Source organism: Alteromonas sp. Mac1 (assembly GCF_001562125.1).
Taxonomy (GTDB): domain Bacteria; phylum Pseudomonadota; class Gammaproteobacteria; order Enterobacterales; family Alteromonadaceae; genus Alteromonas; species Alteromonas stellipolaris.
Genome location: NZ_CP013932.1, coordinates 2,326,328 through 2,350,143, shown reverse-complemented (window position 1 = coordinate 2,350,143; position 23,816 = coordinate 2,326,328). Strand labels below are relative to the sequence as shown.

Here is a 23,816-nt window from a genome sequence, read left to right as displayed (position 1 = left end):
AATTTACAAATGCGCTAAACTGTAAATAATAACAAAGCGTTCTCGGGGATTTGATGAAGGATATTTTGCTGGTTAGTGATAGCCAGGAACTAATTCATAGCTTAGAAACCATAGTCACCTTTTTGGGAGAGTCGTGTCAGTCACGAGGGCTTTCTGACTGTGAAAGTTACCTGAAAGAAAAGGGCGCAGATGCGGTACTTATTGAGTACGCGTCGCCGTCAGTGATAAATTCACTGGTTGCTCGTTTTCCACACATACCATTCGTTGCCATTTTACATTCAAATGGCGAAGTAGCCGCGTCGTGCAATTTAGTCAGCGTGATCACCTTACCGCTTACTTACCCAGTACTTACGCAATCAATTCACCGATGCCAAGAATATAGTCGCAGAAAGCCGGGTAAAACACGTGCTGGTGGCTCTAAAACGCGTCTTTTTAGAAGTTTGGTTGGTAAGAGCGACGAAATTCAGATTGTACGCCGTTTAGTAGAGCAAGTAGCTCCAACAGAGGCTACAGTGCTGATTTTGGGCGAATCTGGTACAGGTAAAGAGGTGGTGGCACGTAATGTACATTTCTTGTCAGAACGTAAAGACGGCCCTTTTATTCCTGTTAACTGCGGTGCTATTCCCGGCGAGCTACTTGAAAGTGAATTGTTTGGTCACGAAAAAGGCGCGTTTACCGGTGCAATAAGTGCTCGTAAAGGCCGTTTTGAGTTAGCCGAAGGCGGAACATTATTTCTAGATGAAATTGGCGACATGCCGTTGCAGATGCAAGTCAAACTGCTTCGGGTGCTGCAAGAGCGTATTTATGAGCGAGTAGGCGGCAGTAAGCCTCTACAATGCAACGTTCGTATTATTGCGGCTACCCATCGTCATCTAGAAACTATGATCAAAGAAGATAAGTTTCGTGAAGATCTCTATTACCGCTTAAATGTGTTCCCTATCGATAGCCCCGCGTTACGTCAGCGTAAAGATGACATTCCCTTGCTATTGCAAGAACTCAACAGTCGTATTCAAGGTGATGGTGTAGATAGCGTACGTTTCACTGAGCGCGCCATTGCATCGTTAATGGAGCATAACTGGGCGGGTAACGTACGAGAGCTATCAAACCTTGTTGAGCGTTTAAGTATTCTTTATCCCGGTCAAATCGTTGATGTGGCCGACCTTCCAGAGAAATACCAGTACGGTGAGATTCAAGCGTACGAACCAGATTACCCTGAAGAATTGTTAGAGCGAGATGCGTTTAATGCGCTTTTTGCCGAATCAGCCTCTCAAGAGCACTTTGACGAGCCTGAGGAAGAGAACAGTTTGCCGCTTTCCTCGTCGTTGCCTGAGGAAGGGGTTAATCTGAAAGAATACTTATCTGAACTTGAAATTACCCTCATTCGCCAAGCGTTAGAACAACAAGAATGGGTTGTCGCTCGCGCTGCCGATAAGCTTGGAATGCGAAGAACCACGCTTGTTGAGAAGATGCGTAAGTACGACATTCAACGCATGGAAGAAGTTTAACGTCAGGTAATTGACGTTAAACTTTCATCTTATTTTGATGTAACTCATTGAATATTAAAGCCTATAAAACTGGCATGTCTTCTGCAATGTAAAATCATATACACAAACCGTCTTTAAATTGACGAGAGCCATATGATTTTTGATAGCACACACGACAGCAGCACTTCGTCTTCCGAAACATTCACTTCATCTTTTGATGTGCCTAGTGTCGAGCATGCGCTTGAGGCTACAACACCGTCTTATGTGAGTGAAGCAGAAGTCAGTTCACTTCGTCGCCAAGCTAGTCGTTTGGAAAACTTGCTTCAAGTCATGCCTGCAGGCGTCATTGTTATTGACGGCAAAGGGGTTGTACGTCAAGCCAATGACTTAGCCAAAGCATTACTGGGCGAGCCGCTAGAAGAACAAGTATGGCGTAGCATCATTTCTCGCTCATTTAACCCGCGTGCAGACGATGGTCACGAAGTGTCATTGGTAGATGGTCGTCGCGTTAAGCTTTCTATAACGCCACTAGAAGATGAGCCAGGGCAGCTTATAGTTATTACAGACTTGACGGAAACCCGTCGGCTTCAAGCCAGTGTCAGTCATATGCAGCGTTTATCTTCATTAGGCAAAATGGTGGCATCGCTTGCGCATCAGATTCGTACGCCTTTATCCGCAGCTATGCTCTACGCCTCTAATTTAACGCGAAAAGATTTACCGCAGCACGCATCTGAGCAGTTTGCTCGAAAGATGACAGACAGACTTAAAGAGTTAGAAAGCCAAGTTAATGACATGCTGTTGTTTGCCAAATCTGGTGAACAACAAGTTGTGAATACCTTATCGCTCGCCAGTTTGCGAGAAGCTATTGAGCCCAACGCGCAAACTATCACCGCGCAGCACGCACAAAAGATTACTTTTAATGGCTTTGATTCAACCGATGCACTTATCACGGGTAACCTCACTGCGCTGCAAGGTGCTGTATTGAATCTTATCCAAAATGCGAGTCAGGTTACGCCCAAGGGTTACACGGTGTCGATTAATGCGGTAGTACATGAAGATAGAGTACTGCTTTGCGTTAATGATAAGGGGCCTGGTGTACCAAATACCTTAATCAATAAAATATTCGAGCCGTTCTTTACCACCAAAACCCATGGCACAGGGCTAGGATTAGCCGTGGTGAAGTCGGTAGCTAAAGCGCATAACGGCTCGCTTAGCGTGGTCAATCTTAATGAAGGTGGTGCCTGCTTTACGCTTTCATTACCTTGTAATACTCAGGCTGTCGGGCAACACAATAAGCCTCACTCAAATGTCGCTTAATTGCTAGGAGAATTAGAAATGTCTAAAACAACTATTCTTATCGTGGAAGACGATGCTGGATTACGCGAAGCGTTGTACGACACCTTATTACTAGGCGATTACGATGTTGTAGATGCTGACTGTGCCGAGGCTGCGCTAATGGTATTAGCGGGGAGAAAGATAGATCTTGTGGTAAGTGATATCCAAATGGGTGAAATGAGTGGCCTTGCTTTATTAAAAAGCATTAAGGCGAAATACCCTCAACTTCCGGTGTTATTAATGACAGCGTACGCCACCATCGATGATGCCGTGCAGGCCATGCGAGATGGGGCTACTGATTATCTGTCCAAACCATTCGCGCCTGAAGTGCTACTTAATCTTGTTGGACGCTATGCGCCTGCTCAAAAAGTAGAATCTTGCACGCCTATCGTAGCTGACCCTTCTAGTTTAAAATTACTCGAATTATCAAGAAAAGTGGCGAAGTCAGAAGCGACCGTGATGGTGCTTGGGCCAAGTGGTTCTGGTAAGGAAGTACTTTCCCGCTATATACACGACCAGTCTTCTCGCGCAGATGCACCTTTTGTGGCAATCAACTGCGCAGCTATTCCTGAAAATATGCTTGAAGCGACATTGTTTGGTTATGAAAAAGGCGCGTTTACCGGCGCTATTCAAGCTTGCCCAGGTAAGTTTGAACAAGCCCAAGGCGGTACACTGCTATTAGATGAAATTACCGAAATGGATTTAGCACTTCAGGCAAAACTACTTCGTGTTATTCAAGAGCGTGAAGTAGAGCGGCTTGGTGGACGTAAAACGATAAAATTAGATGTACGGGTTATTGCAACCAGTAACCGAGATTTACGTAAAGCGGTAGAGCTTGGAAACTTTCGAGAAGATTTATATTACCGCCTAAATGTTTTCCCTATCACATGGCGCCCGCTCGCAGAGCGTCCAGGTGATATTGTACCGTTAGCGGAACACCTTATTAATCGTCACACAAGTGTGCAAGGCTTAGGCAATGTACGTCTCAGTGCAGCTGCACGAAACAAATTGGCGCAATATACATGGCCAGGTAACGTGCGAGAGCTTGAAAACGTTATTCAGCGGGCACTTATACTGTGTGAAGACGGCAGTATAGAGTCTGGTGACTTAATGATTGATATGGCTGTGCATGATGAGATGGAAGTAAAGCAGGATGAGCCAGAAGACAATAGTCGCTTAGGCTCAGAGCTTCGCCAGCAGGAGCATCAAATCATTCTTGATACACTTACTCTATGTAATGGTAAGCGTAAAGATGTGGCAGAAAAATTGGGTATCAGCCCTCGAACCTTACGCTATAAGTTAGCTAGAATGCGTGAAGACGGGATTGAATTACCGGCCTAACATCTCAAACTAGTTTGGTAATGAGGGGCGATTAGCCCCTTATTTTTAACGCTTTAGGTGCTGTGCTTTTCGTATTGTACTTGCAGTTGTGCTTGTATTTATACTGGCTTGGACTGGGCGTCACGGCAACGTGCGAGACCTTCTGCGCTGCCACCGAGCATTTTTGCATCGCGCATTTACATAATCTTACGTCTATTCACTTTCTTGACGCTATTTCCCCCTCTCTGTCATAAAATTGGCAACTCCCTTGAAAAACCGCATAACTTATTGTTTTTGAATTGATTTTATATGGTTTTTAAAGTTGGCTTGCCGCTTGCTTGTAGTTAAGCATAAGTAATTAAAGCGCATTGTCGTTAAGCGGCAATTCCCCACCGACATTCGAAGGAGTGGTTATGGACGTTAAAGCCAATAGTTTGTACCAAGAAATGCAAAGCATGATTGGGCAAACTCGTATGCCTGCAAACGAACTTCAACCATCAAACGAGATTAATCCCTCGGCCAACGAGTTCTCTACCATGCTTAAGCAAGCGGTAGATGGGGTTAATGGCATGCAATTAGAATCTAAAGATTTACAGCAGCGGTTTGAAATGGGTGATAAGTCACTAAGCCTTGCCGAAGTTATGCTAACTAAAGAAAAAGCAGGCATAGCTTTTGAGGCCACAGTGCAAGTACGTAACAAGGTACTTGAAGCGTATAAAACCATTATGAACATGCCGGTGTAGTTGGAGTAAGTCATGGCTGAAGCAACAGGCACAAATTTGACCGTTAACGACCCATCTATGGGTAACGATAGCGAGCCTGAGAATAAATCAGGATTCATGGATACCTTAGGCAGTGCAGACATGATGCGCCAAATGGCGTTAGTGGTAGTGCTTGTTATATGTGTCGCCATTGCAGTCTTCATATTAATTTGGGCACAAGAGCCAGATTTTCGTCCGTTAGCAAAAATGGAAACCCAAGAGCTTATTGAAACCTTGGATTATATGGACGCTAACCAAATCGAATATCGTTTAGAGGGGAATACGGTATACGTTCGAAGCGATGAATTTCAAACTATACGCTTGGGCATGACGCGTCAGGGCTTAACCGGCTCTTCCGATGCTGGAACCGATATTATCATGCAGGACATGGGATTCGGGGTAAGTCAGCGGGTAGAGATGGAACGCTTGAAACACGCCCGTGAGCAACAAATCGCTGCCACTATTGAAGATATCTCAAGTATACAAAAAGCACGGGTTCTATTGGCGATGCCAAAAGAAAATGTATTTGCTCGTCGTGAGAAAAAAGCCTCTGCTACTGTAGTACTTACTGCTAAGCGCGGCAAGGTGATTGCCGGAGAGGAAGTTGACTCAGTTATCGATATTGTGGCGTCAGCGGTACAAAACATGGAGCCTTCTGCGGTAACAGTTACCGATAGCAATGGCCGATTACTAAATTCGGGTTCTCAAGACTCACTAAGCGCTCGAGCACGAAAAGAATATGAAATCGAAAGACAGCGTGAACAAGAATACCTAGAAAAAATTGATGCCATTCTTATTCCAGTTCTAGGTATAGGTAATTACACCGCGCAAGCGGATGTTAGTATGGACTTTACTGCACTTGAGCAAACTCAGCGTAGCTATAATCCTGATTTACCGGCTGTTCGTAGCGAAATGATTAACGAACAAAATAGTGTAGGTGGTGGTGCCATGGGTATTCCTGGTGCGCTAACTAACCAACCTCCGCTAGATTCAAACATTCCTGAAAACCCAGAAGCAGGCGCACAAGCTACGTTGCCAGGCAGCACATCGAAAGTTTCTACTCGAAACTACGAGCTGGACACCACCATTAGTCATACCAAAAAACAAAGTGGCGTAATCCGCCGGTTAAGCGTATCTGTGGCGGTAGACTATCTTCAAGTTGCTGGTGAAGATGGCACTACCTCGGCAGAGCCTCGTAATCAAGAAGCCTTGTTAAACATTCGCCGTTTATTACAAGGTGGTGTTGGGTTTGACGTGACCCGTGGCGACTCGTTGGAAGTCGTCAGTGTTCCTTTCACCCGTATGGATGATGGTATTGTTGAAGATGCGCCAATATGGGAACAGCCTGCATTTTTGCCTATACTTAAGCTAGTCATTGGTGGTTTGGTTATTATCGTGCTTATCATCTTTGTGATAAGACCAATGCTACGTCGCTTGATTAATCCTGATGAGTCGAAAGAAGCGGATGACTTTGATGCAGACGAGGGCCTAGATCTTGGTGACGAAACCATTAGTATGTTGTCTACTGATTTCGATGAAGGTCAAGTGGGCTTTGCGGCAGATGGTTCACTGATGCTGCCAGATTTACATAAAGATGAAGACGTATTAAAAGCGGTTCGTGCACTGGTTGCGAACGAGCCTGAATTGTCAGCCCAAGTTGTTAAGGGCTGGCTGATGCAAGATGAGTAAGTGAGAGCGTATTATGGCTGAAGAACTTGCCACTACAGAAGAAGCGTCCTATGACGTCAGTAAGCTAGAAGGGGTTGAAAAAGCCGCCATCTTGCTTCTGAGTTTGTCTGAAGAAGACGCTGCACAAATTTTAAAACATCTTGAGCCAAAGCAAGTTCAAAAGCTGGGTTCTGAGATGGCTAAAGTGGATGATATGACACAGACAAAAATTACGTCTGTGCATAAACACTTTATTGAAGAGATTCAAAACTACAGTACCATCGGCTTCCAAAGCCAAGACTTTGTTAAGCGCGCCCTTACCGCTGCATTAGGTGAAGATAAAGCGGCTAACTTAATTGACCAAATTCTGATGGGAAGTGGAGCGAAAGGTCTCGATTCGTTGAAGTGGATGGACTCGAAGCAAGTAGCCAGTATCATCCGAAACGAACATCCTCAGATTCAAACCATTGTATTGTCGTACTTAGAGCCAGAACAGAGTGCCGAAATATTGGCACAGTTCCCAGAAAAAGTACGCTTAGACTTACTTATGCGTATTGCGAATCTTGAAGAAGTTCAGCCTGCTGCACTGCAAGAGCTTAACGAAATCATGGAGAAACAATTCGCCGGTCAAGCGGGTACGCAAGCGGCTAAAATGGGCGGCCTGAAATCTGCTGCGAACATCATGAACTACCTTGATACCGCTATTGAAGGTCAGTTGATGGATGCTATCCGTGAACAAGACGAAGAAATGAGTCAACAAATCCAAGATCTCATGTTCGTATTCGACAACTTAGTCGATGTAGACGACAAAGGTATTCAAGCTATCTTGCGCGAAGTGCAACAAGATGCGCTGCTTAAGTCGATTAAAGGTGCGGACGAAGAGCTTAAGAACAAGATTTTGAAAAACATGTCGAAGCGTGCGGCAGAAATGCTTAACGACGACCTTGAAGCCTTGGGGCCTGTACGTATATCTGAAGTTGAAACTGCACAGAAAGAAATTCTCTCTGTTGCCAGAAGACTTTCCGATTCAGGTGAAATTATGCTGGGCGGCGGAGGCGGTGAAGAGTTCTTATAACCCTTCATTATTTATTCGCTATTGTGGTTAAAATAGGCCTTTGCACTAGTTTGCTAAAGGCCTCATGAACGTTACCTGGGTAGATTGATGTCATCAAATAAAGGCTTCAGCGACGACGAATTAAGTGATGCAAAACCTTGGGATTTGCCCTTCGTTGAACAGCCCGAAAAGCCACAAGATAAAGACAAAACCAACGCGCTAAATTTCCGTTCAGATTGGAAATACGAGCCACCAGAAGAGGAAGAAGCTGAAATCCTTCCTCCTACTGCACAAGAAATTGAAGCTATTAGACAAGCTGCTCACGATGAAGGCTACGGACAAGGCAAGGCGCAAGGTTTCGAAGAAGGGAAAGCGGAAGGCCTAGAGCTAGGACTTAATGAAGGTCGTGAATCTGGTCATGCTGAGGGGCTTGAGCAAGGATTAGAAGAAGGTAAGGGCATAATTTCTTCGCAAGTTGAAGTTTGGCAGCAACTTATTGAAAAACTTCATACGCCATTATCACAAGCTAACGACGAAACCCGCGATCAGCTAGTTAAGCTTGCAGTTACTCTTGCCAAATCTGTAATAAAAACCGAAATTTCGTCGAATCATCAAGTGATTTTACAAGCGCTTAGCGAAGGAATGAAAGCTCTGCCAGTCAATCAAACTCGGTATCAAATTCATATGCATCCGGATGATATAGCGCTAGTTACCGAACATTATTCCGAAGCTACGTTAAAAGAGAAAGATTGGCAGTTCATTGAAGCGCCTACTATGGAGCGAGGTGGCTGTGATATTGCGACTGAACAAAATGCCGTAGATGTTTCCATTGAACGCCGTTGTCGCGATGTGATTGACAAATTTATGGTGAATCAGGGTTTATCAGATGACTAGCCCTTGGCATGCGCATTTCGACAGCTTGCAGAAGCAAGTTACGTCACCGCCTATTGTGGCGGCGGGTAAACTTGTCAGAGGCATAGGCCTTACTCTGGAAGCAGTTGGGTGCCAACTACCCGTCGGTAGCCAGTGCCTTGTGCAAACCATTGAAGGCGAAATTGAGGCTGAAGTGGTGGGGTTTGGCGCCGATATTACTTACCTCATGCCCACCGAAGCAGTGCGGGGCATTGTACCTGGGAGTCGGGTTATGCCGCTGAACCGACAAAGTGGCCTTGCCGTTGGCATGGGACTATTGGGTCGTGTGGTGGATGGCAACGGCAACCCGCTGGATGGGCTTGGCGAAATTCAAACTGAAACCCGCGTACCTACTACGCGCCCTCCTATCAACCCGTTAATTCGCCGCGCTATTACTCAGCCTATGGATGTCGGTGTTCGCGCTATTAACGCGCTAAATACCGTTGGCGTAGGTCAACGCATGGGGCTTTTTGCAGGTAGCGGCGTGGGGAAAAGTGTTTTGCTCGGTATGATGACCCGAGGCTGCGAAGCCGATGTGGTTGTGGTTGGCTTAGTGGGAGAGCGGGGCCGAGAAGTAAAAGAGTTTATTCACGATATCTTAACCGAAGAAGAGCGCGCCCGTGCGGTTGTGGTAGCAGCGCCGGCCGATACTTCACCGTTAATGCGCTTGAAGGGCTGCGAAACGGCAGTCACGATTGCTGAATACTTTCGCGATCAGGGCTTAAAAGTTCTACTACTTATCGATTCTTTAACTCGCTATGCCATGGCCCAACGTGAAATTGCATTAGCGGTGGGTGAGCCTCCCGCCACAAAAGGGTATCCGCCCTCGGTATTTGCCCGATTACCTGCATTGGTAGAAAGGGCGGGTAACGGAAGTGAGAAACAAGGTTCTATCACCGCCTTTTACACGGTACTTACCGAAGGTGACGATTTACAAGATCCCATTGCCGATGCCGCACGGGCTATTTTAGATGGCCACGTTGTGTTATCACGGACCCTCGCCGATAGCGGTCATTACCCTGCCATCGATATTGAAGCGTCTATTAGCCGTGTTATGCCTATGGTGGTCAGCGATGAACATCAACAAATGGCACGCAGAGTAAGGCAAGTTTATTCAAACTATAAACAAAACCAAGATCTTATATCCATTGGTGCTTATGCCAAAGGTTCAGATCCTCGTATCGATTTAGCCATTCGTGCAGAGCCTGCAATTAATGCATTCCTGCAACAAGGCATGAAGAATGTATTGCCTTACGATGAATGTCTAGAAGGCATGGCTGCATTAGCGAAAGGCTTAGGGCAAGGGTAATCAATTATGTCTAAACAATTAGAACGCCTCGCTGAATTTGAACGAGAAAGAGAGCAACGCATTGCCCAAATGTTCCAACAAGCACAGCAAAATGTGATGCAACAGAAACAAAAGCTCACCAGCCTTGAGCAATATAGAATTGATTACTTAAAGGGCATTCAGCAAACCGGCAAAGCGGGTGTAACTGCTACCCATTATCAACAGCATTTGTCGTTTGTAGGCAAATTAGATAAGGCCTGTGAGCAGCAAATGAATGTCATTGCACAAGCAAATATGGCCGCCGACCAGCGTAAACAGCTTTGGCTAAAGCAGCAGCAAAAAGTAAAGGCAGTAGAGTTGTTACTTAATAAACGTCATTTAGCTAAAGTGGCAAAAGAAGCTAGAGCAGAACAAGCTATGATGGACGAATTTGCCACGCAGAAATTTTTTAGGAGTGGAAAAACTTTTTTCTAGTCAGTTTATCTTATTTTCATTCACCCCAAGTCAGTTACCCCAAGTCTTTCAATCCTTTCGATTTTTTAAATACCTCGTCGTTTAATCTCCACAGTGGAACACTCTTTGCAAATTCGTTAATCATTAATGTGTTTATACGCCTAATTTGAATGCCGATATGGCAGCTTTTCTAAGCTAAGTGTCGGCCTGCAGCCCTCGGACACTGGGTTGTAGAGACCAAACGATTCAATCTGGGTTTTCATGGTTCTGACTTTTAAAGTCATAGCAGGACGGTAAAAATATGATGCAACAAGTTGCCGCACAAAAAACAGACATTGCCGCATTGCCTTTCTCTGCTTCGTCAACGGCAAAAGCCGTAGAAGCTGGAATGGGTGCAGAAGATTCATCGCAGAATAACAAAGCGTTTGAAGCTGCCTATATTCAAGCAAAAGAGTCAAATGCAAAGTCTCTTGACGCTCAAAACAGAAGTCATTCATCGCGACACGCAAGTGCCTCGGTAAACGACAGTGCAAACCCTGCTATCGAAAAGAAATCGGCTAATAACCGCTCGGTTGACCCAGAGGAAGGAAATGTTGACTTACCTCCGGTAAAAGATGATGAAGCGCAAGCGCGAAATGGCGATCAAGCGGACCAAACAGGCAATAAAGGCGAAGTGGGGGATGTAGCCCCACCTGGCGAAGACACGGATGAATCGGCAAATACTGACATTGCTGATGCGCAGGCACGTCGAATTGACGCTGATGCAAACAAAGGCGGTAAAGACGATGGCCTAAATAATGGTGAAAACATCGGTGAAAATAACGGCCAAACTAAGAAAGACTTCTTTGGCGGCCATATCGATTTACCACCCGAAGAGTTAACGAGTATTGGAAGCGGGGATAGCGAAAGCTCCACAGACTGGATTGAGTATGTAACATCAATGATAGGTGCTTCTAGTGACGCTGAGGTTTCTTCAGATGCCGAGGCTAGCAGTAACACGGCCAGTATCGATGATTTATTAAACGCTGGCGGGATAGAGGATGCCGAATTAGCTGCGAAGCAATCAGCACAAGCTTTGCTAGCGGGTAATGAGTTGATGAGCGAAGACGTACTAAGTGCGTTGGCGTTAAATAACGGCAGCAACGAAAGCAATGCCGGGGTAAACGGTGCATTAACCGCAACGAGTCTTCCGGACGATGTTGATGCAAGCTCAGCAACGGAAATAACGGCTTATCTAATGAGCTTGCTTGAGAGTCAAACCGGTGACGAACTTAGTCAAGATGCCGGAGAAGCGCTTAGTAAAGAAACCTTAGAAGCAGTAAAAGCACTCACCGCTGCGCTATTGGCTAAAGCTAATGAAAACGCTGCAACAAGCGAAGTTGATGCAGGGCAGTCGGAAAGTGTTGATCCCTTAGCTAACCTGCTTGCGCAGTTTTTAGGTGATGCAAGCGAAAATGGTGAAGAAAGCTCTGATACTCAGGCACAACATGCCGAACAAGCGCTCTTGTCCGAACAAGAAGCAGTAGATGAACAAGCCTTGAGTGCCGATGAGGCATTAGTATTAAGTCTTCTTCAAGAACAAATTGCTGGGCAAACTGACACCAAAGAGGCGCTAAATGCAGCGTTAGCCAATGGTGTTTCAGGCCAATCTACTGCATCAACGCAAACGAATAACAACCCTATCGATACAGTCTCTACCGAAGCTAGCGATGTACTTACCGATAGCCAGGGTGAATCTTTGCTGCAGTCACTCGCGATGATGTCACCAGAAAGTGCACAAAAAGCGACTGAAGCATTTGCCGAGCGGGTAGCGGCATCTTTGCCTACAGCGACCACCGCAGCCCAGCAACAAGCGGTTAAATCAAACCTGATTGCTGGTATAAACGAGTTTCAGCAACAAGTCGCTCAAGGGCGTGAGCCAGGCATAGATCTTTCGGCACTTGTAGCCGATGCAGCCTCTGAAGCAGGGTTAACACAAACTCAAATGCAGAATGTTGCGGGGCAAACGGATGCGCTAGCCGGACAGTTTATGCAATTGGTAAACGGTACCCAACAAAGCGCTCATCAGGTATTGCAAAGTGAGTTAGTCAGTATCGATTCTCACATGAATGAAAATAACCAAGTTCGAGCAGAGTCAACCAAAACTCAGCTTCAATTTGATGGTGCTGACAAACCTGTCAATATTTTGAAGCCCGAAGGCCAGCAGCAGTTGCATGAGAAAATTCGCTGGATGGTGAATGCGCGAAACAGTATGGCAGAAATTAGGCTCGACCCGCCTGAACTAGGCAGTATGCAGGTGCGTGTGAATGTATCTGGCGATGCAGCCAGTGTAAGTTTCATTGTGCAGTCGCAACACGCTAAAGATGCACTAGCCGATGCCATGCCAAGGCTAAAAGATATGCTAGCAGAGCAAGGCATTAATTTAGGTGAATCAGAAGTTCGTAAAGATAATTCGTCACAAAATGGTGATGGAAGTGGCCAGCAACTTGCAGGTAACGGTGTAGCTAGCCAAGATACCGACGGTGAGTTCGACGAAGGCTCCACGGTGATAGAGCAATCTGTCACTAGGGAAGCGAAAGGCGGTATAGACTATTACGCTTAGTAGGTAGATAGCGAAGGCAAAGACTTAAGTAGGGTTGATGTACAATTGCGCTATCTGCTATAAGAACTGCAAATTTATGCAGGCTTACGTTGCCATTTGCGTCGTAAGCCTGATAATACGAGTTCCTCGTGGGATATTGACGGATTAGACATGGCTGAAGAAGAGTTACAGATTGAAGAAGGTGGTAAAAAGAAAGGCAAAATGATGCTGATTATTATTATCGCCGTGGTGTTAGTTGGCGGTGGTGCAGCAGCCTATTTTCTTTTATTCGCTGGAGGTGATGAGCCTGTTGCTGCAGAGCAACTTGCCGAAACCGAAGAGCAAGCAGCCACTGAAACAGCGGCTCCAGGTGGAAGCGCTGAAGTAGGTACCGCCTTGTACGTTGCTATGCCACGCCCTTTCGTTTTTAACGTTCCGGGCACAGGTCGAGACCGATTAGTACAAATTAAAGTGCAGCTTCTAGTGCGGGGCTCAGACAACGAAGAGTTGGCTAAAACCCACATACCGCTGATTGAAGGCACTTTGCTGCAAGTCTTTAGTACATCAAATGCCGATGATTTGGTGACTGAAGCAGGAAAAATTGAACTGCGTGAACAAGCGGTGACTGAAGTACAAAAAGTGCTTAAAGACATCGCGGGAAGTGATGTGGTTGAGCGTGTGCTCTTCACTGGTTTTGTGATGCAATAACAGGTAGAAAACTGTGAGTGATTTATTATCTCAAGATGAAATCGATGCCCTCCTACACGGGGTAGACGATGTAGAAGAAGACGAGGTTGGCGATGCTGACTCCGATGCTTCTACGCTAGAGTACGACTTCTCCTCACAGGATAGGATTGTTCGTGGGCGTATGCCTACACTTGAAATCGTTAATGAACGCTTTGCCCGTCATATGCGGGTGAGTTTGTTCAATATGATGCGCCGCTCTGCGGAAGTGTCAATTAACGGTATTCAAATGATTAAGTTTGGTGAATACATTCATACCTTGTTTGTACCCACTAGCTTGAACATGGTGCGGTTTCGCCCACTTAAAGGTACTGGCCTTATCACCATGGAAGCCCGTTTGGTTTTCATTCTGGTAGATAACTTCTTTGGGGGTGATGGCCGCTACCATGCAAAAATTGAAGGGCGTGAATTTACGCCAACAGAGCGGCGTATTATTCAAATGCTGCTTAAAATTATTTTTGAAGATTACAAGGAAGCGTGGGCGCCAGTCATGGACGTGTCTTTTGAGTATTTAGACTCAGAAGTAAACCCAGCGATGGCGAATATTGTGAGCCCCACTGAAGTGGTGGTGATAAGCTCGTTTCATATAGAGCTTGATGGTGGTGGTGGCGATTTCCACGTTTCGCTTCCATATTCAATGCTTGAGCCTATCCGTGAATTGCTAGATGCGGGTGTGCAAAGTGATAAAGAAGACACTGATTTACGTTGGAGTAAAGCACTTCGCGATGAAATCATGGACGTAAAAGTGGCACTGACGACCCACATGCTTGATGTGGATGTGTCATTACGCCAAGTAATGGAATTTAAACCAGGTGAAATTATTCCTGTAGAAATGCCAGAAACCATTACTGTGCTGATTGAAGATTTACCTACGTTCAGAGCTAAACTAGGTCGTTCACGTGATAACTTAGCCCTGAAGATAGTAGAAAAGATTGCAAGACCGACTTCTGTGAAGTCTGAGCTACAATTATTAACCCGCGGCGGGCGCATTATAGATAATGATGCCGAGCTGCAAGTACTCGAAGAAGACCTGTAAGGTGAGGGGAATATCCCATGAGTGAAGACGGTATGGACGATTGGGCTGCCGCTATGGCGGAGCAAGCCGATTCTGAAGCTGACGATCAGGAAAACGATGATGTTCAGGTTGCAGAACTCGACGAATTAACCGACGACACACCCATAACCCAAGAAGAGAAAAAGAAGCTGGATACCATTTTGGATATTCCAGTCACCATCTCGATGGAAGTAGGGCGTAGTCAAATAAGTATCCGAAATCTGCTACAGTTGAATCAGGGATCTGTGGTGGAGCTGGACCGAGTTGCTGGTGAACCATTAGATGTATTGGTAAATGGCACGTTGATTGCTCATGGTGAAGTAGTAGTGGTCAACGATAAATTCGGTATTCGGTTAACGGATGTTATTAGTCAAATCGAGAGAATCAAGAAGCTTCGATAAATCTTCTTACATAGCAAGGGGTTGCGCAATGCTGCCCCTTATATTTACGCAAGTAGTGAATGCGCAATCTACCCAATCAATCACTAACCCCACCTCTGTAGTGTCAATTTTTCTATCACTTCTTTTAGTGGTTGGAATTATTTTTGCGCTTGCTTACCTTATGCGTCGATTTAATGTCGGTACCATGGGTGGTGGCCAAATGAAGGTAGTCGCCACTATGGTGGCAGGCACTAAAGAAAAAATTATGGTTATTCAGGTGGGCGACGAACAACACCTTGTGGGCGTTACCAGTCATAATATTTCCCATTTAAGTAAACTTGAAAAGCACTTAGAAACGCCAGTAGCAAATGGGCAGCAAGGTAGCGGTGACGCATTTAAACAAAAGCTGGTTGCCGCCATGGCAGGTAAGCTGAACCCTTCAATAAAGGAAGATAAAAACGATGCGTAAGTTTTGGACCGCATTTTTTGTAGTGTTAGCTTCTTGGGTGATTGCTGAGCCTGCATTGGCACAACAAGGCATTTCTGCGGTTACCGTCGTGACTAACGACGACGGCTCGCAAGATTACACCATGACGTTACAAGCGCTGTTTATCATGACGGCGCTCAGTCTTATACCTGCATTCATTATGATGATGACCTCATTTACTCGTATCATAGTGGTGTTATCGATTTTGCGTCAGGCGATTGGCTTGCAGCAATCTCCTTCAAACCAAATTTTGGTAGGGGTAAGTTTGTTTCTATCCATGTTTATTATGGCGCCGGTATTTGAAGAAATTAACGAGCGCGCATTGCAGCCGTATTTGTCAGAGCAAATGACAAGTCTGGATGCGATAGAACAGGCTAAAGGGCCAATGCGTGCCTTTATGCTGTCGCAAACACGGGTGAAAGATTTAGAAACTTTCGTGCGCATTGCAGGCGATGAAGGAAAGTATGCCGACACGGAAGAAGTGCCAATGACTATCCTTATTCCAGCTTTTGTCACCAGTGAACTTAAAACCGCATTTCAAATTGGATTTATGCTGTTTATTCCGTTTCTTATTATCGACCTTGTTGTAGCTTCAATATTAATGGCGATGGGTATGATGATGCTGTCACCCATGATTGTTTCTTTGCCATTTAAGCTCATGTTGTTTGTGTTAGTTGATGGTTGGAATCTCATATTTGGCACACTGGCGACCAGTTTTGGTATGGGTGTGTAGGAGGACTTATGTCACCAGAAGTCTTTGTTGAAATACTCCGCGAAGCCATGTTTATGGTTATTGTTCTGGTGTCCGCGGTGATTGTTCCAAGCCTTATTGTCGGGCTAGTAGTTGCCGTGTTTCAGGCTGCAACCTCAATTAACGAACAAACCATGAGTTTCTTGCCGCGATTACTTGTTACCTTATTAGCACTTAGCTGGGGAGGCAACTGGTTGGTGCAAAAGTTAATGGATTTCACTTTCCACATGGTAGAAATGATACCTCAGGTTGTCGGTTAACATGGTTGTTGAACTGGCTACCATCAATCAGTTTCTTGCTGATTTAATGCTGCCGTTTATGCGCATTAGTGGGCTTTTTGTGGCAATGATTGGCTTAAGCGCACAATCTATTCCCCCGCAAGTTCGTGCTCTGCTAGGCATAATGCTAACCCTTATTATTATGCCGGTAGTGCCGCCCGCACCTGTTGATGATTTAGTGAATCTAGGCACCTTTATTCTTGGGATTCAGCAGCTGTTAATAGGCGTAGCTATCGGGTTTATTTCCATGATGGTGCTAAATACTTTTGTGCTGGCAGGGCAAATTATTGCTATGCAAACGGGTTTAGGTTTCGCTTCAATTGTAGACCCCGTCAATGGTATTAACGTTCCGGCCGTAGGCCAATTTTACTTAATTCTAGCTACCTTGCTGTTTTGGACGTTAGACGGCCATCTGGCTATGATCCACATGATAGTATTAAGCTTTCATGCGTTCCCAATCGGGGAAGCATGGTGGACAGGTGAGCAGTTTAGGGAAATTGCCCATTGGGGCGGGTGGATGTTTATCTCTGCGATTACGCTATCGTTGGCGCCCATTGTTTCCCTTCTTATTGTGAATTTAGCGTTTGGTGTAATGACCAAAGCGGCGCCTCAGCTTAATATTTTCAGTATTGGTTTTTCTATTGCACAGGTGATGGGTTTGCTCATTATCTGGATAACCCTGGATAACTTTACCGCGCATTTTGAAACACAGTGGTTCAGGGCCGAGCAGTTTATGTGTCAACTTCTTAGGATTTGCCCATGAAAATAAGTCAGGTGATACATGGCTGATTCAGATTCTAGTGAAAAAACAGAAGACCCCACGGGGAAAAAACTCGAAGACACCCGAAAAAAAGGGCAGATAGCTCGATCCCGAGAACTATCCACAACCTTAGTGTTGGTAGTCAGTGCTTTTATGTTTTTGTTCGTTGGAGGGTGGATTGCCGAATCGGTGTTTAAACTTACTCAGCGTATGTTCGTTTTGTCACGAGATGAAACCTACGATACCACTCATATGTTTGGTGCATGGGGCGACGCGATTTCTACGGTAAGTGTACCGGTTTTACTGTATATGACGGTAGCCATGCTAGCCGGGATATACGGCTCTATTGCATTAGGCGGCTACAACTTCACATGGGAAGGTGCCAAATTTAAAGGCTCTAAAATGAGCCCGCTTAGTGGGTTTAAGCGTATGTTCGGCATGAATGGCTTGGTCGAGTTAATTAAATCTATCGCCAAAGTGGTTGTCATCGTTGGGATGGCGTTAGGCGCATTGCTGTTTTTTGAAGACGAAGCGCTACATCTGGACTTAGAGCTGTACCCGGGTAACATTTTTCACGCGTTAGATATGCTGAAATGGGCTTTTATCATGTTGGTTTGCGGCATGATACCTATTGCACTTATTGATGTGCCTTATCAAATTTATAAGCACAACAAAGAAATTAAGATGACTAAACAAGAGGTGAAAGACGAGCGTAAAAACTCTGAAGGTGATCCCTTGGTAAAAGGCCGCATTCGTCGCTTGCAGTATCAAGCTGCTACTAAGCGTATGATGCAAGAAGTCCCTCAGGCCGATGTGGTGGTGACCAACCCAACCCATTACTCTGTCGCGATAAAGTATGATGACAGTGGTAACCGCGCCCCTGTAGTTGTGGCAAAAGGCACCGATGAATTGGCCATGCATATTCGTAAAATAGCCACCGCCAACGATGTGCCGCTTATTCCATCACCCATGCTAGCCCGTGCCGTTTACTACTCGACTGAAATTGACGGTGAAGTACCCAACGCCTTGTTTATGGCGGTAGCACAAGTATTAGCACACGTTTATCAATTAAAAGCACACAGGGCGGGCAAAGGAAAACGTCCCAAGCCGCTTAAACGTGACTTACCCATACCACCAGAGCTGCGCCGCTAGCGCGCTGCTCGCTGCTTAGTTAAAGCCTAAATAAGTGCCTGAATAGGAGCTAGAACTTAGGCTTATAATGAGACACTCTTTATTGTAGTGCTGCGAATTGCAGCCCTCCCACTTATGTTTAATCGGTTTTATATAAAGCTGGCACGGTAGTTGTAATACTCATTGAAAGATAGCGTTAAGCGTCAATTTTCCGATAGAGAGACTCCCTGCAATGCAGTTATCCGGTTACCTTCAGCGATTCGATAAAAGTCAGCTGCAGAACATTACCAGTGGCTTAGGCGCTCCCATTGTTCTTCTTGCCATTATGGGCATGGTTATTCTTCCCATGCCGCCATTCCTGCTCGACGTATTGTTCAGCTTTAATATTGCGCTGTCTTTAGTCATTATTTTGGTGGCAGTACTCACCCAAAAGCCGGTTGATTTTGGTATTTTTCCCCTCGTGTTATTGATTGCTACCGTACTGCGATTAGCCCTAAATGTGGCCTCTACCCGTGTGGTATTGCTGTACGGACATGAAGGGGGCGATGCTGCGGGTAAGGTTATCGAAGCCTTTGGTGCAGTGGTAATTGGCGGCAACTATGCGGTGGGTGTGGTGGTCTTTGCTATCTTACTTATTATCAACTTTAAAGTAGTCACCGCCGGTGCAGGGCGTATTTCAGAAGTAAGTGCACGCTTTACGCTTGATGCTATGCCAGGTAAGCAAATGGCTATCGATGCCGACTTGAATGCAGGCTATATCGACCAAGATCAGGCGCGTGCTCGCCGTGAAGAAATTACCGCCGAAGCAGATTTCTACGGTTCGATGGACGGTGCGTCAAAATTTGTGAAAGGTGATGCGGTCGCGGGCCTATTCATCATGCTTATCAATATTGTAGGTGGCCTTTTTATTGGCATGATTCAACACGGGCTAAGTTTTGGAAATGCCATTGAGGTATACACCATATTAACCATTGGTGACGGTTTAGTGGCACAAATTCCATCGCTGTTACTGTCTGTGGCTACCGCAATTATTGTTACCCGAGAAAACGAAACCCAAGAAATGGGTAAAGAAATTCGTAGTCAATTGGGTAATAGCCAAGCCCTTTATATTGCCTCTGGTGTGCTATTTGTTATGGGTATTATACCCGGAATGCCTCATTTAGCCTTTATTGGTTTTTCAGTGCTTATAGCTGGTTACGCTTACTGGCAGGGTGTTGCCGCTAAACGCGAGGCAGAAAAGCCTAAAACCCCAGCGAACATAGTGAAAGATGACACTGTCGCGCCTGAAATAAAAGAGCTTGGATGGGACGACGTTCAGCATGTAGACACCATAGGCTTAGAAGTAGGGTATAGATTAATCCCATTAGTAGATAAGTCTCAGGGCGGAGAACTGCTCACTCGTATTAAAGGGGTGCGTAAGAAGCTATCTCAAGAACTGGGCTTTCTTATACCGCCCGTACACATTCGCGATAATCTAGATTTAGAGCCTAACCTTTATACCATTGCCATGTTGGGCGTCACCATTGGCGATGCACAGATAAGTCATGATGAAGAACTTGCGATTAATCCGGGTCAAGTATTTGGCAAGTTGGAAGGCCGTGCCACTAAAGATCCTGCCTTCGGCTTAGATGCAGTATGGATAAAACCGAATAAGCGTGAGCACGCACAAACCTTAGGTTATACCGTGGTTGATGCTGCCACTGTAGTTGCTACTCACTTAAGTCAATTGCTGACAAACAACGCCTATCAACTACTTGGACATGAAGAAGCTCAGCAGCTATTAGACATGCTAGCTAAGCAGCATCCTAAATTAGTTGAAGGGTTAGTGCCTGATATTCTGCCGCTAAGCACCATTGTTAAAGTGCTGCAAACCTTGTTATTTGAAGGGGTGCCTATTCGCGACATGCGTACCATTGTACAAACCTTGAGTGAGTATGGCCCACGTAGCCAAGACCCTGATGTACTGGTGTCTGCGGTACGTATTGCGCTTAAACGTCTCATCACTCAAGAAATTACTCAAGGGGCGAAAGAGATACCCGTCATAACCTTGGCGCCAGAGTTGGAACAGATGTTGCACCAGTCATTACAAGCAGGTGGCGAAGATGGCGCTGGTATAGAACCAGGACTGGCCGATAAGCTGCAAAAATCATTGCAGCAAGCTAGTCAGCAACAAGAATTAGAAGGTGAGCCTGCGGTACTTCTCACTTCCGGTATGTTGCGCCCCGTACTATCTCGCTTCTTAAAGTATTCGGTCGCGGGCTTACATGTACTTTCCTATCAGGAAGTACCCGACGATAAGCAGATAAAAATAGTCAGTTCGGTCGGTCAATAATCTGACACTGGGTGATTGGAGAGTTTTCAATGAAAATCAGACGTTTCTTTGGCAAAGATATGCGAGAAGCTTTAAGCCAAGTTAAAGCGGAATTAGGCAGTGATGCTGTTATCATGTCAAACCGAAAGCTAGCTGACGGTATTGAACTGGTAGCCGCTTACGATAAAGAGCCAGAAGCCAAACTGTCGATTAAAAAGCCTGCACCTAGAACATCAGGACAAGCGAAAGCAGCGGTTCCTAGTCTTAGTGAAATTATCGGTGATGATGGTCCAGATAGCTTAAAAGCATTGTTAGAAAAACAACATGGTGGCAGTATTCAAAGCCCAGCTTCAGCGCCGGCCCCCAGTGCCAATGCTCAGCATGCCAATCAAATTGCTTCGCACTTAGACTTTTCAGAAGCCTTTATCGACGACGTAGAAGCAAGCCAGCACACCTCTGAATTCCCAAGCCATCAAGCGTCTAGCCTTAATGAAAGTATTGATAATGGTAGTGCTGCTAAATCTGACGAGTTATCTCAGATTAAAGAGGAATTGGCGTCACTACGAAATGTACTTCAATACCAAGTTGCCGATTTGATGGAAGCAAAAAGTCGTCGTCAGCAGCCTGTACATCATTATTTAATTCAGCGTTTAACCGATATGGGGTTAAGCCAATCTCTGGCTGAGCAACTGATTAGTTATACGCCGTCGCATTACAACGAGCGAGACGCTTGGGTGTATCTTTTAAACCTATTGGCTAATCGCATTAATGTGACAGGTAACGATATACTTACGCAAAAGGGCGCAGTAGCGTTAGTGGGGCCAACCGGAACAGGTAAAACTACTACAGTAGCGAAATTGGCTGCCCGCTACGCACAGAAATACGGTGCTGACTCCGTTGCCATGATTACGATAGATACTTACCGTATTGCAGCGTTTGAGCAATTAGCCACATATGGAAAAATTATTGGTTGCACGGTCCGTAAAGCACAAAGTAGTGAAGAATTATCAGATTTATTGTTTCAATTACGCCATAAGAGACTAGTGTTAATTGATACGGCAGGCTTTAGTCAGCGAGATAGTCGATTAATTAAACAGATAAATCAATTTGATAACGGCCAAATGCAGCCAGTGAAAAAATACCTAGTAGCGCAAGCGAATACCCAATATGCTGCGTTGCAACGTATTATAGATGCGTACGAAGGGGTGGAACTTAGCGGTTGTATCTTTACAAAGCTTGATGAGTGCTACTCTCTAGGCGAAGTGCTTAGCGCTGCGGTGGAGTACCAGTTACCTGTCAGTTATGTAACAGATGGACAGAAAGTTCCTGAAGACATTAAGATTGCAGAAGCAAAATCTTTAGTATCTGCTGCTGCAAAGCTTTATAAAAAGTACGGTTTGAATCATACTACTAGTAACAATGTGGTTAAAACAGCACGAGCAGTATGATTGATGATCAAGCGAGTAGCTTACGAAAAATGAAGCAATCACGATTAATCAAAGTTATCGCCGTCACCGGAGGTAAAGGTGGCGTTGGTAAGACAAATATTACGCTAAACACAGCTATTGCTATGGCAAAGCAGGGAAAGCGAGTAATGGTATTGGATGCAGACTTAGGTCTGGCCAATGTGGATGTAATGCTAGGATTGCGCGTAGAGAAAAACCTCTCACACGTTTTATCTGGTGAGTGTACCTTGGACGATGTACTCGTTACGGGCCCTCACGGTATAAAAATAGCACCAGCCACATCGGGTTCTCAATCAATGGCAGAGCTATCACCAACGCAGCATGCAGGGCTCATTAGAGCTTTTAGCGAATTGCGCTCGCCCATTGATGTGCTTATTGTAGATACCGCAGCGGGTATTTCCGATATGGTGCTAAGTTTCTCCAAAGCCTCTCAAGATATTATGGTGGTAGTGTGCGATGAGCCCACTTCACTCACTGATGCCTACGCGCTAATTAAAATTCTTAACCGAGAGCACGGTGTCTTTCGCTTCAAAGTGGTCGCCAACATGGTCCGCGATGTTAGAGAAGGTCAGGAGCTTTTCAGCAAATTATCTAAAGTAACAGGGCGATTCTTGGATGTTGCGCTAGAATTGGTTGCAACAGTTCCTTTTGACGAGAACATACGCAAAGCAGTACGTAAACAAACGTCAATTGTAGATGCTTACCCGAGTTCTCCGGCAGCAGTGGCGATTAGCCAGCTAGCAACCAAAGCAGCATCATGGCCTATTCCTGCGCAACCAGGTGGCCATTTAGAATTTTTTATTGAACAACTAGTAGCAGATAAAGCAGTAGGAAGTCAGCGTTGAATAGCAAAGCAGCCGCTTATCAACAGCAAACGGACAAGTCACAATTAGTTGAGCGTCACGCTTCGCTGGTGAAGCGAATAGCACACCACTTAATGGCGAGATTACCAGCCAGTGTTCTTGTCGATGATTTAATCCAGTCAGGTATGATTGGACTGCTAGAAGCTGCACGAAATTTTGACGGTTCCAAAGGTGCAAGTTTCGAAACCTTTGCAGGTATTCGTATTCGCGGCGCCATGCTTGATGAAATAAGAAAAGGTGATTGGACACCTCGTTCTGTTCATAAAAATGGAAGGGCAATCACCGAAGCTATCTCTCAAGTTGAAGGTGAAACAGGCCGAGACGCGCGAGATGTTGATATTGCAGCTAAAATGAATGTCAGCATGCAAGATTATCATCAAATGCTTAACGAAGTGAATGCTGGAAAATTGGTGGGTATTGAAGACCTAGGTGTTTCTGAAGATGTTATTTCTACAGAAAAAAACCGAGGCAGCGATGCACCGTTAGAAGATTTGATGCAAGGGGCTTTCCAAAAAGCGCTAGCACATGCTATTACTACATTACCCGAACGGGAAGCGATTGTACTTTCTTTATACTATGATGAAGAACTGAACCTTAGAGAAATTGGTGAAGTTCTTGATGTTAGTGAATCGCGAGTGAGTCAAATTCATAGTCAGGCCATGTTAAAACTCAAATCACGAATGAAATCGTGGCAAGTTGACGAAGAATAGAAATTAATAACAATTAACCCCTCAT

General features: G+C 45.3%; 22 protein-coding genes. All 22 read left to right on the top strand.

The genetic code is table 11. The features are described from left to right. Positions 1 to 53: 53 nt before the first annotated feature. The 22 genes from AV939_RS10015 to AV939_RS09910 all read left to right on the top strand — a co-directional run bounded on the left by AV939_RS10015 (position 54) and on the right by AV939_RS09910 (position 23,791). The gene (locus AV939_RS10015) at positions 54 to 1,505 is read left to right on the top strand and encodes a sigma-54 dependent transcriptional regulator (protein ID WP_057793314.1); all 1,452 of its coding nucleotides are present in this window, start codon (positions 54 to 56) and stop codon (positions 1,503 to 1,505) included. 132 nt (positions 1,506 to 1,637) lie between these two features. Further along, the gene (locus tag AV939_RS10010) at positions 1,638 to 2,801 is read left to right on the top strand and encodes a sensor histidine kinase (RefSeq protein ID WP_061997616.1); all 1,164 of its coding nucleotides are present in this window, start codon (positions 1,638 to 1,640) and stop codon (positions 2,799 to 2,801) included. Between the two features lie 18 nt (positions 2,802 to 2,819). Continuing rightward, positions 2,820 to 4,160 carry a sigma-54-dependent transcriptional regulator gene (locus AV939_RS10005; protein ID WP_057793311.1) on the top strand — a complete coding sequence of 447 codons (1,341 nt, stop codon included), beginning with the start codon at positions 2,820 to 2,822 and terminating at the stop codon, positions 4,158 to 4,160. A 392-nt stretch (positions 4,161 to 4,552) separates the two neighbouring features. Continuing rightward, positions 4,553 to 4,882, top strand: coding sequence for a flagellar hook-basal body complex protein FliE (gene fliE, locus AV939_RS10000; protein WP_013785107.1), 330 nt, complete (start codon positions 4,553 to 4,555; stop codon positions 4,880 to 4,882). 12 nt (positions 4,883 to 4,894) lie between these two features. Continuing rightward, positions 4,895 to 6,589 (top strand): flagellar basal-body MS-ring/collar protein FliF, encoded by a 1,695-nt coding sequence (gene fliF / locus AV939_RS09995; protein ID WP_061997615.1) that lies wholly within the window; start codon positions 4,895 to 4,897, stop codon positions 6,587 to 6,589. A gap of 13 nt (positions 6,590 to 6,602) precedes the next feature. Beyond that, positions 6,603 to 7,643, top strand: a complete 1,041-nt coding sequence (fliG, locus tag AV939_RS09990; RefSeq protein ID WP_057793308.1) for a flagellar motor switch protein FliG — start codon at positions 6,603 to 6,605, stop codon at positions 7,641 to 7,643. Between the two features lie 87 nt (positions 7,644 to 7,730). Further along, positions 7,731 to 8,516, top strand: a complete 786-nt coding sequence (fliH, locus tag AV939_RS09985) for a flagellar assembly protein FliH (protein ID WP_057793307.1) — start codon at positions 7,731 to 7,733, stop codon at positions 8,514 to 8,516. Further along, positions 8,509 to 9,843, top strand: coding sequence for a flagellar protein export ATPase FliI (fliI, locus tag AV939_RS09980; RefSeq protein WP_057793306.1), 1,335 nt, complete (start codon positions 8,509 to 8,511; stop codon positions 9,841 to 9,843). The genes fliH and fliI overlap by 8 nt, the downstream gene beginning before the upstream one ends. 6 nt (positions 9,844 to 9,849) lie before the next feature. Further along, positions 9,850 to 10,296, top strand: coding sequence for a flagellar export protein FliJ (gene fliJ, locus AV939_RS09975; protein ID WP_013785102.1), 447 nt, complete (start codon positions 9,850 to 9,852; stop codon positions 10,294 to 10,296). A 280-nt stretch (positions 10,297 to 10,576) separates the two neighbouring features. After that, positions 10,577 to 12,877 carry a flagellar hook-length control protein FliK gene (locus tag AV939_RS09970; RefSeq protein ID WP_057793305.1) on the top strand — a complete coding sequence of 767 codons (2,301 nt, stop codon included), beginning with the start codon at positions 10,577 to 10,579 and terminating at the stop codon, positions 12,875 to 12,877. A gap of 150 nt (positions 12,878 to 13,027) precedes the next feature. Further along, complete coding sequence (gene fliL, locus AV939_RS09965) at positions 13,028 to 13,564, top strand: flagellar basal body-associated protein FliL (RefSeq protein WP_057793304.1); 537 nt, start codon at positions 13,028 to 13,030, stop codon at positions 13,562 to 13,564. 13 nt (positions 13,565 to 13,577) lie between these two features. Next, positions 13,578 to 14,636, top strand: a complete 1,059-nt coding sequence (gene fliM / locus AV939_RS09960; RefSeq protein ID WP_013785099.1) for a flagellar motor switch protein FliM — start codon at positions 13,578 to 13,580, stop codon at positions 14,634 to 14,636. Between the two features lie 17 nt (positions 14,637 to 14,653). Then, positions 14,654 to 15,055, top strand: coding sequence for a flagellar motor switch protein FliN (gene fliN, locus AV939_RS09955; protein ID WP_013785098.1), 402 nt, complete (start codon positions 14,654 to 14,656; stop codon positions 15,053 to 15,055). 28 nt (positions 15,056 to 15,083) lie between these two features. Further along, positions 15,084 to 15,503 (top strand): flagellar biosynthetic protein FliO, encoded by a 420-nt coding sequence (gene fliO, locus AV939_RS09950; RefSeq protein ID WP_057793302.1) that lies wholly within the window; start codon positions 15,084 to 15,086, stop codon positions 15,501 to 15,503. Then, entirely contained in the window at positions 15,496 to 16,254 is a 759-nt protein-coding gene (gene fliP, locus AV939_RS09945; protein WP_057793300.1) for a flagellar type III secretion system pore protein FliP, read from the top strand. The genes fliO and fliP overlap by 8 nt, the downstream gene beginning before the upstream one ends. Before the next feature lie 8 nt (positions 16,255 to 16,262). Further along, positions 16,263 to 16,532: a flagellar biosynthesis protein FliQ gene (gene fliQ / locus AV939_RS09940; protein ID WP_013785095.1), complete on the top strand. Its 270-nt coding sequence runs from the start codon at positions 16,263 to 16,265 to the stop codon at positions 16,530 to 16,532. A gap of 1 nt (position 16,533) precedes the next feature. Further along, entirely contained in the window at positions 16,534 to 17,313 is a 780-nt protein-coding gene (fliR, locus tag AV939_RS09935; RefSeq protein WP_057793299.1) for a flagellar biosynthetic protein FliR, read from the top strand. An 18-nt stretch (positions 17,314 to 17,331) separates the two neighbouring features. Then, positions 17,332 to 18,462: a flagellar biosynthesis protein FlhB gene (flhB, locus tag AV939_RS09930; RefSeq protein ID WP_057793297.1), complete on the top strand. Its 1,131-nt coding sequence runs from the start codon at positions 17,332 to 17,334 to the stop codon at positions 18,460 to 18,462. Positions 18,463 to 18,673: 211 nt separating this feature from the next. After that, entirely contained in the window at positions 18,674 to 20,773 is a 2,100-nt protein-coding gene (gene flhA, locus AV939_RS09925; protein WP_013785092.1) for a flagellar biosynthesis protein FlhA, read from the top strand. 29 nt (positions 20,774 to 20,802) lie between these two features. Next, entirely contained in the window at positions 20,803 to 22,200 is a 1,398-nt protein-coding gene (flhF, locus tag AV939_RS09920; protein ID WP_057793294.1) for a flagellar biosynthesis protein FlhF, read from the top strand. Continuing rightward, positions 22,197 to 23,063, top strand: coding sequence for a MinD/ParA family protein (locus tag AV939_RS09915; RefSeq protein ID WP_057793292.1), 867 nt, complete (start codon positions 22,197 to 22,199; stop codon positions 23,061 to 23,063). The genes flhF and AV939_RS09915 overlap by 4 nt, the downstream gene beginning before the upstream one ends. Beyond that, complete coding sequence (locus tag AV939_RS09910; RefSeq protein ID WP_013785089.1) at positions 23,060 to 23,791, top strand: RNA polymerase sigma factor FliA; 732 nt, start codon at positions 23,060 to 23,062, stop codon at positions 23,789 to 23,791. Before AV939_RS09915 ends, AV939_RS09910 begins: the two co-directional genes overlap by 4 nt. Positions 23,792 to 23,816 lie beyond the last annotated feature (25 nt).

Excerpts from the sequence above, each read along its gene's own strand:
- fliO (WP_057793302.1), top strand. The coding sequence starts at position 15,084 with ATGCTGCCCCTTATATTTACGCAAGTAGTGAATGCGCAATCTACCCAA.
- fliF (WP_061997615.1), top strand. The coding sequence starts at position 4,895 with ATGGCTGAAGCAACAGGCACAAATTTGACCGTTAACGACCCATCTATG.
- fliQ (WP_013785095.1), top strand. The coding sequence starts at position 16,263 with ATGTCACCAGAAGTCTTTGTTGAAATACTCCGCGAAGCCATGTTTATG.
- flhA (WP_013785092.1), top strand. The coding sequence starts at position 18,674 with ATGCAGTTATCCGGTTACCTTCAGCGATTCGATAAAAGTCAGCTGCAG.
- fliG (WP_057793308.1), top strand. The coding sequence starts at position 6,603 with ATGGCTGAAGAACTTGCCACTACAGAAGAAGCGTCCTATGACGTCAGT.
- fliJ (WP_013785102.1), top strand. The coding sequence starts at position 9,850 with ATGTCTAAACAATTAGAACGCCTCGCTGAATTTGAACGAGAAAGAGAG.
- AV939_RS09970 (WP_057793305.1), top strand. The coding sequence starts at position 10,577 with ATGATGCAACAAGTTGCCGCACAAAAAACAGACATTGCCGCATTGCCT.
- fliI (WP_057793306.1), top strand. The coding sequence starts at position 8,509 with ATGACTAGCCCTTGGCATGCGCATTTCGACAGCTTGCAGAAGCAAGTT.
- fliH (WP_057793307.1), top strand. The coding sequence starts at position 7,731 with ATGTCATCAAATAAAGGCTTCAGCGACGACGAATTAAGTGATGCAAAA.
- fliE (WP_013785107.1), top strand. The coding sequence starts at position 4,553 with ATGGACGTTAAAGCCAATAGTTTGTACCAAGAAATGCAAAGCATGATT.
- fliR (WP_057793299.1), top strand. The coding sequence starts at position 16,534 with ATGGTTGTTGAACTGGCTACCATCAATCAGTTTCTTGCTGATTTAATG.
- AV939_RS10005 (WP_057793311.1), top strand. The coding sequence starts at position 2,820 with ATGTCTAAAACAACTATTCTTATCGTGGAAGACGATGCTGGATTACGC.
- fliL (WP_057793304.1), top strand. The coding sequence starts at position 13,028 with ATGGCTGAAGAAGAGTTACAGATTGAAGAAGGTGGTAAAAAGAAAGGC.
- AV939_RS10015 (WP_057793314.1), top strand. The coding sequence starts at position 54 with ATGAAGGATATTTTGCTGGTTAGTGATAGCCAGGAACTAATTCATAGC.
- flhB (WP_057793297.1), top strand. The coding sequence starts at position 17,332 with ATGGCTGATTCAGATTCTAGTGAAAAAACAGAAGACCCCACGGGGAAA.
- AV939_RS10010 (WP_061997616.1), top strand. The coding sequence starts at position 1,638 with ATGATTTTTGATAGCACACACGACAGCAGCACTTCGTCTTCCGAAACA.
- AV939_RS09915 (WP_057793292.1), top strand. The coding sequence starts at position 22,197 with ATGATTGATGATCAAGCGAGTAGCTTACGAAAAATGAAGCAATCACGA.
- fliP (WP_057793300.1), top strand. The coding sequence starts at position 15,496 with ATGCGTAAGTTTTGGACCGCATTTTTTGTAGTGTTAGCTTCTTGGGTG.
- flhF (WP_057793294.1), top strand. The coding sequence starts at position 20,803 with ATGAAAATCAGACGTTTCTTTGGCAAAGATATGCGAGAAGCTTTAAGC.
- fliN (WP_013785098.1), top strand. The coding sequence starts at position 14,654 with ATGAGTGAAGACGGTATGGACGATTGGGCTGCCGCTATGGCGGAGCAA.